The 12385-nt window shown below is 30.0% G+C and carries 10 protein-coding genes, 1 other RNA gene, 1 riboswitch and 1 other annotated feature; of the genes, 5 read left to right on the top strand and 6 right to left on the bottom strand.

Annotation, left to right across the window (positions count from 1 at the left end; all coding sequences use genetic code 11):
• Positions 1 to 54: 54 nt before the first annotated feature.
• Positions 55 to 327, top strand: a complete 273-nt coding sequence (locus BM384_RS01680) for an acylphosphatase (RefSeq protein WP_090010153.1) — start codon at positions 55 to 57, stop codon at positions 325 to 327.
• Positions 328 to 419: 92 nt separating this feature from the next.
• On the opposite strand, the gene BM384_RS01675 is transcribed toward BM384_RS01680, so the two are convergent.
• Positions 420 to 1787 (bottom strand): alanine/glycine:cation symporter family protein, encoded by a 1368-nt coding sequence (locus BM384_RS01675; RefSeq protein WP_090010150.1) that lies wholly within the window; start codon positions 1785 to 1787, stop codon positions 420 to 422.
• Positions 1788 to 1871: 84 nt separating this feature from the next.
• A riboswitch (glycine riboswitch) is annotated at positions 1872 to 1981 on the bottom strand.
• A 365-nt stretch (positions 1982 to 2346) separates the two neighbouring features.
• Here BM384_RS01675 and BM384_RS01670 point away from each other — a divergent pair.
• Entirely contained in the window at positions 2347 to 3519 is a 1173-nt protein-coding gene (locus BM384_RS01670; RefSeq protein WP_090010147.1) for a glycoside hydrolase family 5 protein, read from the top strand.
• Positions 3520 to 3833: 314 nt separating this feature from the next.
• On the opposite strand, the gene leuA is transcribed toward BM384_RS01670, so the two are convergent.
• Positions 3834 to 5492: a 2-isopropylmalate synthase gene (leuA, locus tag BM384_RS01665; RefSeq protein WP_090010144.1), complete on the bottom strand. Its 1659-nt coding sequence runs from the start codon at positions 5490 to 5492 to the stop codon at positions 3834 to 3836.
• A 202-nt stretch (positions 5493 to 5694) separates the two neighbouring features.
• Positions 5695 to 5890: a binding site (T-box leader), on the bottom strand.
• Between the two features lie 332 nt (positions 5891 to 6222).
• Here leuA and BM384_RS01660 point away from each other — a divergent pair.
• Positions 6223 to 7476, top strand: coding sequence for a dicarboxylate/amino acid:cation symporter (locus BM384_RS01660; RefSeq protein ID WP_090010141.1), 1254 nt, complete (start codon positions 6223 to 6225; stop codon positions 7474 to 7476).
• A 74-nt stretch (positions 7477 to 7550) separates the two neighbouring features.
• Here the strand turns inward: BM384_RS01660 and BM384_RS01655 are convergent, their stop codons facing one another.
• Positions 7551 to 8510 carry a D-2-hydroxyacid dehydrogenase gene (locus BM384_RS01655; protein ID WP_090010139.1) on the bottom strand — a complete coding sequence of 320 codons (960 nt, stop codon included), beginning with the start codon at positions 8508 to 8510 and terminating at the stop codon, positions 7551 to 7553.
• Positions 8511 to 8646: 136 nt separating this feature from the next.
• Here BM384_RS01655 and BM384_RS01650 point away from each other — a divergent pair, with 136 nt between their 5' ends.
• On the top strand, positions 8647 to 9513 hold the full coding sequence (locus BM384_RS01650) for a 50S ribosomal protein L11 methyltransferase (protein ID WP_090010136.1): 867 nt from the start codon (positions 8647 to 8649) through the stop codon (positions 9511 to 9513).
• Positions 9514 to 9562: 49 nt separating this feature from the next.
• Here the strand turns inward: BM384_RS01650 and BM384_RS01645 are convergent, their stop codons facing one another.
• On the bottom strand, positions 9563 to 9913 hold the full coding sequence (locus BM384_RS01645; RefSeq protein ID WP_090010133.1) for a hypothetical protein: 351 nt from the start codon (positions 9911 to 9913) through the stop codon (positions 9563 to 9565).
• 84 nt (positions 9914 to 9997) lie between these two features.
• Positions 9998 to 10342: RNase P RNA component class A (gene rnpB / locus BM384_RS01640), an RNA gene on the bottom strand.
• A 400-nt stretch (positions 10343 to 10742) separates the two neighbouring features.
• Between rnpB and BM384_RS01635 the strand changes: the two genes are divergently transcribed.
• Positions 10743 to 12053 carry a DUF2334 domain-containing protein gene (locus BM384_RS01635; RefSeq protein WP_090010130.1) on the top strand — a complete coding sequence of 437 codons (1311 nt, stop codon included), beginning with the start codon at positions 10743 to 10745 and terminating at the stop codon, positions 12051 to 12053.
• Between the two features lie 83 nt (positions 12054 to 12136).
• Here the strand turns inward: BM384_RS01635 and BM384_RS01630 are convergent.
• Positions 12137 to 12385: IS3 family transposase (locus BM384_RS01630; RefSeq protein WP_139232025.1), on the bottom strand; the 249-nt coding region annotated here is incomplete at its 5' end.

The following is a 12385-nucleotide window of genomic DNA, read 5'->3' as shown; positions in this document are numbered from 1 at the left end:
TAAAAAATTGTGCTATACTTTAATTATCTTAAAGGTAAACTAAGGAGGTAAAGTATGGCACGATTTTTTTTCATATTTTCAGGCAGAGTTCAAGGTGTAGGTTTTAGATACTTTGCTCAAATGAATGCATCAAAGTTCAATATTACAGGTTATGTAAAAAATGTTTCTAATGGAGACGTTGAATTAGAGGCTCAAGGCTCTGAAGAGGATATTGACAATCTGATTTCAGTTTTAATGAAGGGTAATGGATTTAGTAGAATTGATGATTATTCAGTAAAAAAAATAGACTTAGTTCCTGATGAAAAAAAGTTTAAAGTTACTTATTAGATTTAGAGTCACCTAAAAATTTTATACTTTCTCTTAAGAACTTAAAAAGGACACATAAGCTTATGCGTCCTTTAATTATTTATAGATAAGTTTTATGCTTCTCTTTCCTGAAGAGCTTCTAATTCTCCAAAATAGCTTTCTGTTTCTTCTACAACAACATTTCTAAGTCCAATAAGACCAACAAGGTTAGGAAGAGCCATAAGTCCATTTACTATATCTGCAATAATAAATACTAAATCAAGTGATAAAAATGGTCCAATAGCTACTAATGCAATAAATATTATTCTATATGGCATAATAGCTTTTACTCCACCTAAGTATTCAATACATTTTTCTCCATAATAATTCCATCCAAGAATTGTTGTAAAAGCAAAGAATATAAGACCTATATTTATGATATACTTTCCTACCACTTCAATTGGAAGTCCAGCTTCAAAAGCTGCTGTTGTAAGAGCTGCTCCTTCCATTCCAGTATTTATTGAACCAGTTAATACAATTGCAATACCTGTCATTGTACAAATTAATATTGTATCAAAGAATGTTCCAGTCATTGATATAAGTCCTTGTTTAGCTGGACTACTTGTTTTTGCTGCAGCAGCTGCAATAGGTGCACTTCCAAGACCTGCTTCATTTGAAAATACTCCTCTTCCAACACCCTTTTGAATTGCCATTTGAATTGTTATTCCTAAAGCTCCACCAAAGGCTGCTGATGGATTAAATGCACTTCTTATAATTAACGCTACAGCTCCCGGAACTGCTTTTATATTAAATAATATAAGTACTACAGCTGCTAATATATAAGCTCCAGCCATAAATGGAACTATGGTTTCTGCAACTTTAGAAATTCTTTTAATACCACCTAATGTAACTAAAGATACAAGTAATGTTATCACTACTGCTGTAACAGAAAGAGGTATGTTAAAAGAAATCTTTGCTGCATCTGCAATTGATTTAACTTGACTAAAAGTTCCTATTCCTAAAAATGCAACTCCAACTCCTAAAAATGCAAATATCTTTGCAAGCCATTTAAACCCAAGTCCCTTTTCTATGTAGTACATGGGACCACCTGCAAACTGTCCATTTTCATCTACTTCTCTATACTTTACTGCCAAAAGACATTCTGCATACTTAGTAGCCATACCAAAAAATGCTGCTATCCACATCCATAAAAGTGCTCCTGGTCCTCCAGCTTTTACTGCTGTAGCAACACCTACTATGTTTCCTGTACCTATTGTTGCTGAAAGAGCTGTACATAATGCTGCAAAACTAGTTACGTCTCCATCTCCATCATCTACATCTTCGCTTTTTCCAAAAACATATTTTAATGCTAATGGTAATCTTGTAATTTGTAATAATTTTAATCTTATACTTAAGTACACCCCTGTACCTACTAACAATATAAGTAAGGGTGGTCCCCATATAAAATCACTAATTTTCTGTAAAACACTTTGTAAATCCATAAAAAAAATCCCCCTCAATATTTGTTATTGACTGGGAGATAAACCAAAAATAACCTTTGAATTAAATGAATAATTCAAAAATTATTATATCCCCCTGTCCTTTTACCTGAGAGTTTGAACGGCAATTTTATTAAAAAATCACTGTCTTGCTCCTTCGGTGCTTTGCTTATCAAAGTCTCTCCAGAGGTCTGTCCAACAACGGTTCATTTACCTGAAAGATTTACTTCTTCGGTGAACAATTTAATGTTTCTCTCCCATTGTCTTCAACCAGACACTATTCGATTATATCTCCTATTATATATATAAATTAGCATACTTGCAACTCATTATTTAATTGTAACCAATAACAATTAAATTATACTTAATAATTCTTAATTTCTATTATTTTTAAATATTTTAGGAAATATATCTTATTTATTATATTATTTTAAGAATAAAAGTTGACATTATAAGATATTTTTATTTACACCACTTTAAATAAAGAATAAAAGAATATCATTATAAAAAAACATATTATAACATTTATGTAAATCAATCTTATGGTAAGGAGAGAATTTTTATGATAAAAAGAAAATTACTTAAAGTAAAACCAATTATATCAGCTATATTATCAGCTGCAGCTCTTGGAACTTTAATTACTGCTTCAAGTGTTAATGCTTCTGCTGCAAATATACCAATGAAATCTTCAACTGAAATAGTTGATAATATGGGACTTGGATGGAACCTTGGAAACACTTTAGACGCTTCAGCTAGCTGGATAACAAGCGGAAACCCATTAGAATCAGAACAAGCTTGGGGAAATCCTGTGACAACTAAAGATATGATTCAAAAAGTAAAAGAAGGTGGCTTTAAGACTATTAGAATTCCTGTAACTTGGCAATATCATATTGGAGCAGCACCTGAATATAATATAGAAAATGCATGGATGGATAGAGTTCAAGAAGTAGTAGACTATGCTATAAGCAGTGGAATGTATGTTATTTTAAACACTCATCATGATAGTGACTGGATAGTTCCTTCTTATGAAAAAGAAGCTGAAGTAACTGATAAGGTTCAAAAAGTATGGGCTCAAATTGCTGATAGATTTAAAGATTATGATGATCATTTAATTTTAGAACCATTTAATGAATTAAGAGAAAAAGGTACTTCTTATGAATGGATCGGTGGAAGTGATGAAGGTCGTGATGTAGTAAATCATTATATTGATGCTGCAGTTAAAACTATTAGAGAATCAGGTGGAAACAATGATGAAAGATCTATAATGATTCAAACTTATGGTGCTTCAGGTTCAAGTAATGCAATTGACAGTTTAAAATTGCCTGATACAAAAAATATTATAGCTGAACTTCATTCATATTCACCTTATCACTTTGCAATGAACTGTTATGATGAATGGCAAGTTGATAAATGGGGAACAGAAGAAGATAAGCAAAACTTAGAAAATGAATTACAATACTACTATGATTCATTTGTAGCTAAGGGAATTCCTTTAGTTATGGGAGAAATGGGATCTACTAACAAAAACAACACTCATGATAGAGCTGCTCTTGCTAAATATTATGTAAAATATGCTAAAGAAAGACATATTGCATGTGTATGGTGGGATAATGGTGCTAATGGCGTAGGTGCTGAAAACTTTGGATTATTTGATAGAAATAATTTAAACTGGTACTTCCCAGAAGTTCATAATGCACTAGTTAATTCATATACTAACACTCAATTTAAATATTAATATTATCTATTATAAGTCCTAACTTTTTTCAAGTTAGGACTATTTTATTTTTCAAAAAACTTTGTAAAGCCTCTATTTATCAGCTTTCAAAAATAATATTTTTTTACATAATTAAGCCTTTCACAAATAAATGTTGTTATTATTTACCTGGCATAAAAATTCTAATCCTAATGCTATTGATACACAAAACTTATTCAGCTTTATCCATTTTGTCTTCACCAACATTTATATATTAAAGAATACTATCATAGCACAAATCAACTAAAAAGGATTATCGTACTACTTTTTAATACAATAATCCCTTATTTTAATTATTAATAAAGTCTATTTAATCCACTAAAAATTGCTTTGATGGAAGCTAATATAATATTACTATCTACCCCTACTCCAAAGGTAACTTCTTTATTATCATCTCTTTGAATCTGAACATATGAAGCAGCTTTTGCTTCAGAACCTTCTCCTAATGAATGTTCTGAATAATCTAAAATATGAATATTAACCATCTTTGATTCATTTATTGCCTTTCTTAATGAATCTATAGGACCATTTCCGCAGCCTTCAATAACCTTTTCTTCATCGTTATGTGTAAATTTAATAGAAACCTTTGTATCTGCCTCATCATCTTCCAAATCTTTAATTCTAAACTTAATTAACTTAAATGGTTCTTCCTTAGTTAAATATTCTTCTTCAAACTTATCCATAATAGTTTTTGGAGAAACCTCTCCTGTCTTTTCAGATATCTTTTGAATTACATCTGCAAATTCTTTATGCATTGCCTTTGGCATCTTATATCCAAAATATTTATCCATAACAAAGGCAATTCCACCTTTACCAGACTGACTATTTATTCTTACTAAAGCTTCATATTCACGTCCTAAATCTCTTGGATCTATTGGAAGATAAGGAACTTCCCAATATGAACCATGTCTTTCATTGTATTTAGTCATACCCTTGTTAATTGCATCTTGATGTGATCCTGAGAAGGCTGTGAATACTAAATCTCCAACATAAGGGTGTCTTGCATCAACAGGCATCTTACAGCATCTTTCATAAACATCTTTAATTTTTTCAACATCTTCTAAATTAAGCTCTGGGTCTACACCTTGTACAAACATGTTTAATGCAACATTTAATACATCAACATTACCAGTTCTCTCACCATTACCAAGAAGTGTTCCTTCTACTCTATCTGCACCAGCTAAAAGGGCAAGTTCTGTAGCTGCTACTCCTGTTCCTCTATCATTATGAGGGTGGACACTTACAATTACTCTTTCTCTATCTTTAAAGTTTCTACACATCCATTCAATTTGGTCTGCATAAACATTTGGAGTATCCATTTCTACAGTTGATGGAAGGTTAATAATTACTTTTTCATCCTTTGAAGCTCCCCATGTATCCATTACTGCCTCACAAACTTCTAAAGCATAATCAACTTCTGTACCTGTAAAACTTTCTGGTGAATATTCTAAAACTAAATTTCCCTTAAAGTCTTTAGCATATTCCTTTACTAATTTTGTACCTTCTACAGCTATTTTTTTAATTTCATCCTTTTCCATGTTAAATACAACATCTCTTTGAAGAATTGATGTTGAGTTGTAAATGTGAAGTACTGCATTTTTAACACCTTCTAAAGCTTCAAATGTTCTCTTTATTAAGTGTGGTCTTGCCTGAGTTAATACTTGTACTTTAACATCATCAGGAATTAAATTTTCTGTAACTAAAGTTCTTAAAAAATCAAATTCTATTTGTGATGCTGATGGAAACCCTATCTCTATTTCTTTAAAACCAAGTTCTAGTAAAAGATTAAACATTTCCTTCTTTTCTTCAACTGTCATTGGATTTACTAGTGCTTGATTACCATCTCTTAAATCTACTGAACACCATGCTGGTGCCTTTGTTATAGTATTATTTGGCCATGTTCTATCCTTTAAACTTACTGTTTGAAATCTTTTATATTTTTTATAATTTAACATTTTAAATGCCCCCTTAAGATTTTTTATAGTTACTTATGCTCTCTACTTCTTATTAATTAAATTATTAATCATAAGTTTTCTATAACCCCATAGAGCTTAACTATAAGTATTATCTTTTTATCTACTGCTGTAACCCCATTATTTCTTCACCTCACTTTATTTCCAATTTAATTTTAGTTAAAAAAAAGCGCAATAACCCCAGTCTTGGAGCAATTACGCGGTACCATCCAATTAATTTACTTAATTAAAATAACGGTTTCAAAACCGATAAAGCTTACTATTTTTTCAGCCTTATAACTCATGAGCGAGTTCAAAAGTGATTTTCCTGCAAACTTTCACCAAACGCTTTACTCTCTTTAAGGACTCTGCTTTTTACTACTCTCATTCCTTGCTTTTATCATTATTAACTTATTAGTAATAATACTATATTATTGTTTTTTTGTCAATATTATGATGCAAATCATTATTATTTTCTCATTTTTTATTGTTAATTTCTATCCTTTAGATAAATGATACATTTAAATAAAATTCCATTTAGAAAACAATTACATTTTCTTTAAACTTTTGAATGTCAAATGCTTTTTTCTTGCAATATAATTTGAAAATTGTTGTTTTATGATGTCTTTTTATTTAAAAAATGAATTTTTTAAATTACTCACTTGCATTTTTGTTTTAAATTATATATACTATACACATATTGTGACAAAAACTACACAGGGGGACATAAAATATGAAAAAGAAACTATCATTAACATCAAAAATATTATTGGGCCTTTTTCTAGGTGCAATAATGGGGCTTATCCTTCAAAATATATCTAATGAATTTATTAAGAACACTCTATTATTAGATGGAATTTTTAAAATTATTGGAGATTCCTTTCTAAATGCTATAAAAATGCTTGTAGTACCTTTAGTACTAACTTCACTTGCTTGTGGTTCATCTTCTTTAGGAGATATTAAAAAGATTGGCCGTATTGGTGGAAAAACTATTATATTTTATCTATTCACAACAGCTGCTGCTATAACCATTTCTATTTTACTTGCTTTAGTTATACGTCCAGGTAACGGACTTGATATGTCTAGCGTAGTAACTCAAGCACCTACAATTAACGAAAATAAAAGTTTTGTTGAAATTCTAATAGCTATGATTCCTACTAATCCTTTTAAAGCTATGGTTGAAGGTGATATGCTTCAAATTATAGTATTTGCTCTTTTACTTGGAACTGCCATGAGTTTAATTGGCGAAAAAGCTGAACCTTTCCAAAAATTCATGCAAAGCACTAATGATGTATGTATGAAAATTATTGATTTAATTATGGAATGTGCACCTTATGGAGTTTTCGCTCTTATTGCTTCAACTTTTGCAAAAACAGGCTTTGATGCAATGCTTCCATTACTTAAATATATGTTTACAATTCTACTAGCTCTTGCTGTTCAAGGTTCACTTGTATATAGTCTATTATTAAAATTATTTACAAGACTTAAGCTAAAACCATTTTTTAAAAGATTTACAAAAATAGCTGCTGTAACTTTCTCAACTTCATCTAGTAGCGCTTCTCTTCCAGTTACTACTGAAACAATGACTGAAGCTGGAGTAAGTAATTCTATAGGATCATTTACTTTACCTCTTGGAGCTACTATTAATATGGATGGTACAGCAATTATGCAAGGTGTTGCCTCAATATTCATTTCTCAAGTATATGGAATAGATATTGGTGTAAGTGGAATTTTAACTATTATATTCACTGCTACTTTAGCTTCTATTGGTACTGCTGGAGTTCCTGGTGTTGGTATGGTTATGCTTTCTATGGTATTACAATCAGTAGGACTTCCACTTGAGGGTATTGCACTCATATTAGGTGTAGATAGAATTCTAGATATGTGTAGAACTACAATTAATGTTATGGGGGACTGTGTTTGTACTTTAATTGTAAGTAAAAGTGAAAAAGAATTTAACGAAGAAAAATATTATACTTTTGACTAAGTTTTCTAAGTCTTTTAACCCTATATAAAAGAGGAGAGGATTCACAATCAAACTTGAATCCTCTCTTTTAGTATCTATTTATCAACTCTATTTTTTTCTTCTCCTCTATAAAAGGCTCTTATATTTTCAATTAAATCATTAAATAATCTATTTCTAGCTTCAACACTTGCCCATGCTATATGAGGTGTAAGAACTAATCTTTCCTTCTTTTCTACAACTAATAATGGATTATCTGCTTTCATAGGTTCAACCTCAAATACATCTAAAGCTGCTCCTGCTATCTTTTCTTCATCTATAGCCTTTGCTAAGTCTTTATCAACTACAATAGGTCCTCTTCCCATATTAATAAGAATAGCTGATTTTTTCATCTTACAAAGATTTTCGTAGTTAAATAACCCTTTAGTTGCTTCATTTAAAGGAGCATGAATTGAAATAACATCACAATCTTTTAAAAGAGTTTCAAGGTCTACTCTTTCATAATCAGGGTTATTATTTCTTCCTGATGTAGAATAATAAACAACTTTACATCCAAAAGCATCTGCAATTTTTGCTACTTTCTTTCCTATATTTCCAAGGCCTATAACGCCCCATGTCTTACCTTCTAAATCATTAAAAGGCATATCTAAGTTTGTAAATATATCACTCTTAGAATATTCTCCGCTCTTTACATAATTATCATAATAAGAAATCTTATTATATAAATGAAGTGCTGTTGCAAAGGTATGTTGAGCCACTGTTGGTGTTGAATATCCTGCTACATTTGTAACTGCTATATTTCTCTTTTTAGCATACTCTATGTCTATATTATTGAAACCTGTAGCTGTTTCACATATTAATTCAAGTTTTTCAGCATCTTTTAAATTATCTTCATTTAATACAACTTTATTTGTAAGAATTATTGAAGCATCTTTAATTCTTTCCTCTACATCTTCGGCTTTTGTTGTATCATAATAATCTATTTGTCCAAATTCCTCTAGTTTTTTATAATCAACATTCCCTAATGTTTTTCCGTCTAAAATAACTATTTTCTTCAAAATACCTCATCCTTTCCTGTATACTAATTTAATCATAACTCACAAGTATATTTTTGTAAATAAACCACCATAGCTTTACATAGTTTAAAAGTTATAATAATATGTTATTAGTCTATTTTGAAAGGAGTAAACTTTTATGTTTATAATTAGCTATAATGTGCCATTTGATAAGGTGGATGAATATGTTGAAAAACTTCAAATAAATGATATCTATGATGTTTTCTATGAAAGTCTTTTAAAGATTACAACAGATGAAAATGGTTATGGATACGAAGAAGTTGATACTCAAGAAGTAACTTTAAAGGTTGCTTTCCAAAGCCAAGATGAGGATCTAGAAGATTTAGAAATTTTCATGACTAGAGTAAATGAAATATTAGGGCAAAAACCTTTTGATGTTCATGAAGAAGCAGATACATATGAAGATTTCTCAATGCCAGCAATACATATTAATGATGAATGGGTTATTGCCTCTCCTACTGAAGAATTTGAAGACAAAAAGAAGATTAACTTTATATCACAAGGTGCTTTTGGAACAGGTCTTCATGAAACAACTCAAGATCTTTTAAGAGTTATTTTAGATAAAGACTTTACAGGAAAAAGAGTTTTAGATATTGGCACTGGTTCTGGTATACTATCTCTTGCAACTGCTATGAAAAATGCTAGTGAAGTTGTTGCCCTTGATATAAGAGATATTAAGGACGAAGTTGAATTTAATGCAGCTCTTAATAATTTAACTAATATAAAACCTTTAGTTGGAGATGCTCTTACAGGTGAAGTTAATATAGAAGGTAAATTTGACTGGATATACATAAACATTGGTGGTGAAGAAACTCATATGTTTATGGACTTTATTAAAGAGCATATAAAAGAAGATGGAAAGCTTTTAGTTTCTGGTATTGTTGAATGGAGCTTTGAAAAGGTTCGTGAAATGATAGAAAGCTATGGATTCAAAATGATTGAAAAACATCAAAGTGCTGAATGGGTTACAATAATTTTTGAATAAAAAACTTTTGGAGTATAAAGTTATATATTTAACTTTATACTCCTTTTTACTAATTTTCTCTTCTGTTTTTCTTCTTTTTCTTATTATTCACCTTTTTAGATTTTACTATTGCTTTTTCTCTCTTAGCTTCTCTTAAGGCTTCATTAGCTTTAGATTTTCTTTCCTCAATATTATCTGATATCTTTACCATAACTAATGAAGAAATAAACCATACAATACCAAGTGCAACAGATGACATTATTGATACTATGAAGTTGTCTAAGTCGCTTAATCCATTTGATTTATCTCTTCTCAAATAGGTAGAAACTAAACATACTAGAGCAAAACACAGACTAAATAACATAGTTTTTAATTTACTTGTACGCACCATATTTATGTATCTATCAATTATGGCTACCATTTTACCACCACCCAGAAATTTATACATATATTGTATCATTTTGTATAAAAGAAAACCACTAGGTATTACCTAGTGGTTTCCACATATACGAGATAAGCCATAAGCGGGGTCCTGTATTAAGCAATCATCTATCTAGACCTGCTGTTACCAACAGGTTCAAGCGACACACCCAGAGGCGGAGCGGGCAACCCCTTAAATGCCTCTCTATTCGGTCTTGCTCCAGATGGGGTTTACATAGCCGTGAAGTCGCCATCACGCTGGTGAGCTCTTACCTCGCCTTTCCATCCTTACCTGCAAAAGCAGGCGGTATATTTCTGTTGCACTTTCCTTCAAGTCACCTTGACTGGACGTTATCCAGCATCCTGCCCTATGGAGCCCCGACTTTCCTCTCCTAGTTCAAAGACTAGCAGCGATTGCCTGTCTCACTCGCATTTAATATATTATCACAGTAATTTAATTTTTACAATGTTTTTTTATGGTAAAAATATAAATAGAAGCGTAAGAAGTATTATTACTATAAGCCCATATAGTCCTACACCACATAAAAGCATAGTAATTAGTATTCCAAGTAAAGCTGAAAATTTAAAAGGACTAATAACAATAAATATAGGCCAGTTTAACCATCCTCTTACTCCTTTATTAAATCCCTTGCCACATCGATTCCTTATTTTATCAAGAATATTCTTGCTAATTTTTATCCCCTCTTAATTATTTTTTAGCATTTTATATATTATATATATTAATTTAATAAATATGTTATTTATTTTTTTATTTTTATATTATACTTTAATTAAATGGTATAATGCTTAAAATTTTAAAGGAGGAATTTATGAAAAAAATTTTATTATTACTAGCACTTTTTATATTCTCTGTATTTTGCTCTTGTACTCAGTATAGTGCAGATATTTCTCAAAATGTTGATTACGAAAAATTAAAAGACTTAGATATGGAAAAAGATAATATAACTATTAAGATAGATGGTAAAAATTTATCTTTAAAAACTCCTATTTACTTAGATAAAAATAGGTATTATTTATGTTTAAATGATGTAATTAAAAATCTTAATGGCACTCTTACTGCTAAAGATGATACGCTAATTTTAAAAGTTTTAGATAAAACTATTAGGATAAACATAAATAATAATTTAATAAATTCTGATAATAAAGAATTTAATTTAAAAAAATCTCTTATAAATACTGATAAATTTTATTATATATCCTTTATTGATTTATCTAACATATTAAATATTTATTCAAGATGGGATTCAGAAACCAACACTATAAGCTGCAAAGTTAATGATACTAATATGGATAATACTAAAGAATATAATCCCTCTATAAATCAAAAGGGATTCTTAAGAATTGAAGATGTAGCATTAACTACTCAAAGCTATGATAAATCTTATTTAGAAAAACTAAGAATAATGGGTTCCTTTCTTTCAAAGAGAAATGTGCCTTATCATATAGCTTGGATTCCTAGATATATTTGCCCTAATAGCGATATAGATATTGATCCTTCTATTCAAAATAATTTTAAAACTGCAGAACTTGTATATACCCTTGATTATTTAGCCTGTCATAAAGGTGTAATAGGCCTTCATGGATACACTCATCAAAGAAACAATGATGAATCTGGGGTTGGCTCTGAATTTGGCTATAGATATCCTTCTGATACTGAATTTGAGGATAGAATTAATAAAGCTCTTAAAATTTGTGAAGACTTAGATATTCCTATAGACTTTTTTGAAACACCTCACTATGAAATAACTCCTAATCAAAATATAGTTGCAGAAAAGTACTTTAAAATATTATATTATCCCTTTAAAGAAAATGGACCATCTAACATAGATTATTCAAAGCCTCAAATAAGTCCACGTAATAGTGATTGTAGATATATTTCCACCTTTTTAGATTATGTTCATGAAAATGGAGAGGATAATTTTATTAATAAGATTAAAAATGCTAATATTAATAATATGGGGAGTATGTTCTTCCATCCAAGATTAGATTTTAAACATATAAAGTTAATTGAAAATGAAGGTATTCCTGATTATAATTACGATGATAATTCAATAATAAAAAGAATTGTTAATGCCTTAGAAAATAAGGGATATGATATGTCTTCAGTAAAAGATATTTAAATAAAAGCTGTAGCTTTTTAAAATGAACAGACCCCTGTCAAGTAGACAGGCAAAATAAATAAAATTTTTGAGAAAATGCGATCTTAATTAGGGTCGCATTTTCTATTCGATTTTTCTCTTTTTTCTAATAGCATAGCCTTGTATGCTAAAATACGTTTATTTTCAGGTATAGGATATTGCGCAGGGGGTATTGAAACCATTGCAGCCTGTCTCACTTCAGTAGGAGTAAGATTATTGAAGCGTTCTTGATACCTGCTGTTATTGTAGAAAAATATGTAATCCTTTATTGCTTCACGTAATTCATCTTCACTTTTAAAATTAGTATTATAATA

Source organism: Clostridium sp. DSM 8431, assembly GCF_900116755.1.
Taxonomy (GTDB): domain Bacteria; phylum Bacillota; class Clostridia; order Clostridiales; family Clostridiaceae; genus Clostridium.
The sequence above is the reverse complement of the archived record's forward strand: the minus strand, read 5'-3'. Positions and strand labels throughout refer to the sequence as shown.

Bases quoted from the DNA above. Each gene is read 5' to 3' on its own strand.
- BM384_RS01680 (WP_090010153.1), top strand. From the start codon at position 55: ATGGCACGATTTTTTTTCATATTTTCAGGCAGAGTTCAAGGTGTAGGT.
- BM384_RS01675 (WP_090010150.1), bottom strand. From the start codon at position 1,787: ATGGATTTACAAAGTGTTTTACAGAAAATTAGTGATTTTATATGGGGA.
- BM384_RS01670 (WP_090010147.1), top strand. From the start codon at position 2,347: ATGATAAAAAGAAAATTACTTAAAGTAAAACCAATTATATCAGCTATA.
- leuA (WP_090010144.1), bottom strand. From the start codon at position 5,492: ATGTTAAATTATAAAAAATATAAAAGATTTCAAACAGTAAGTTTAAAG.
- BM384_RS01660 (WP_090010141.1), top strand. From the start codon at position 6,223: ATGAAAAAGAAACTATCATTAACATCAAAAATATTATTGGGCCTTTTT.
- BM384_RS01650 (WP_090010136.1), top strand. From the start codon at position 8,647: ATGTTTATAATTAGCTATAATGTGCCATTTGATAAGGTGGATGAATAT.
- BM384_RS01645 (WP_090010133.1), bottom strand. From the start codon at position 9,913: ATGGTAGCCATAATTGATAGATACATAAATATGGTGCGTACAAGTAAA.
- BM384_RS01635 (WP_090010130.1), top strand. From the start codon at position 10,743: ATGAAAAAAATTTTATTATTACTAGCACTTTTTATATTCTCTGTATTT.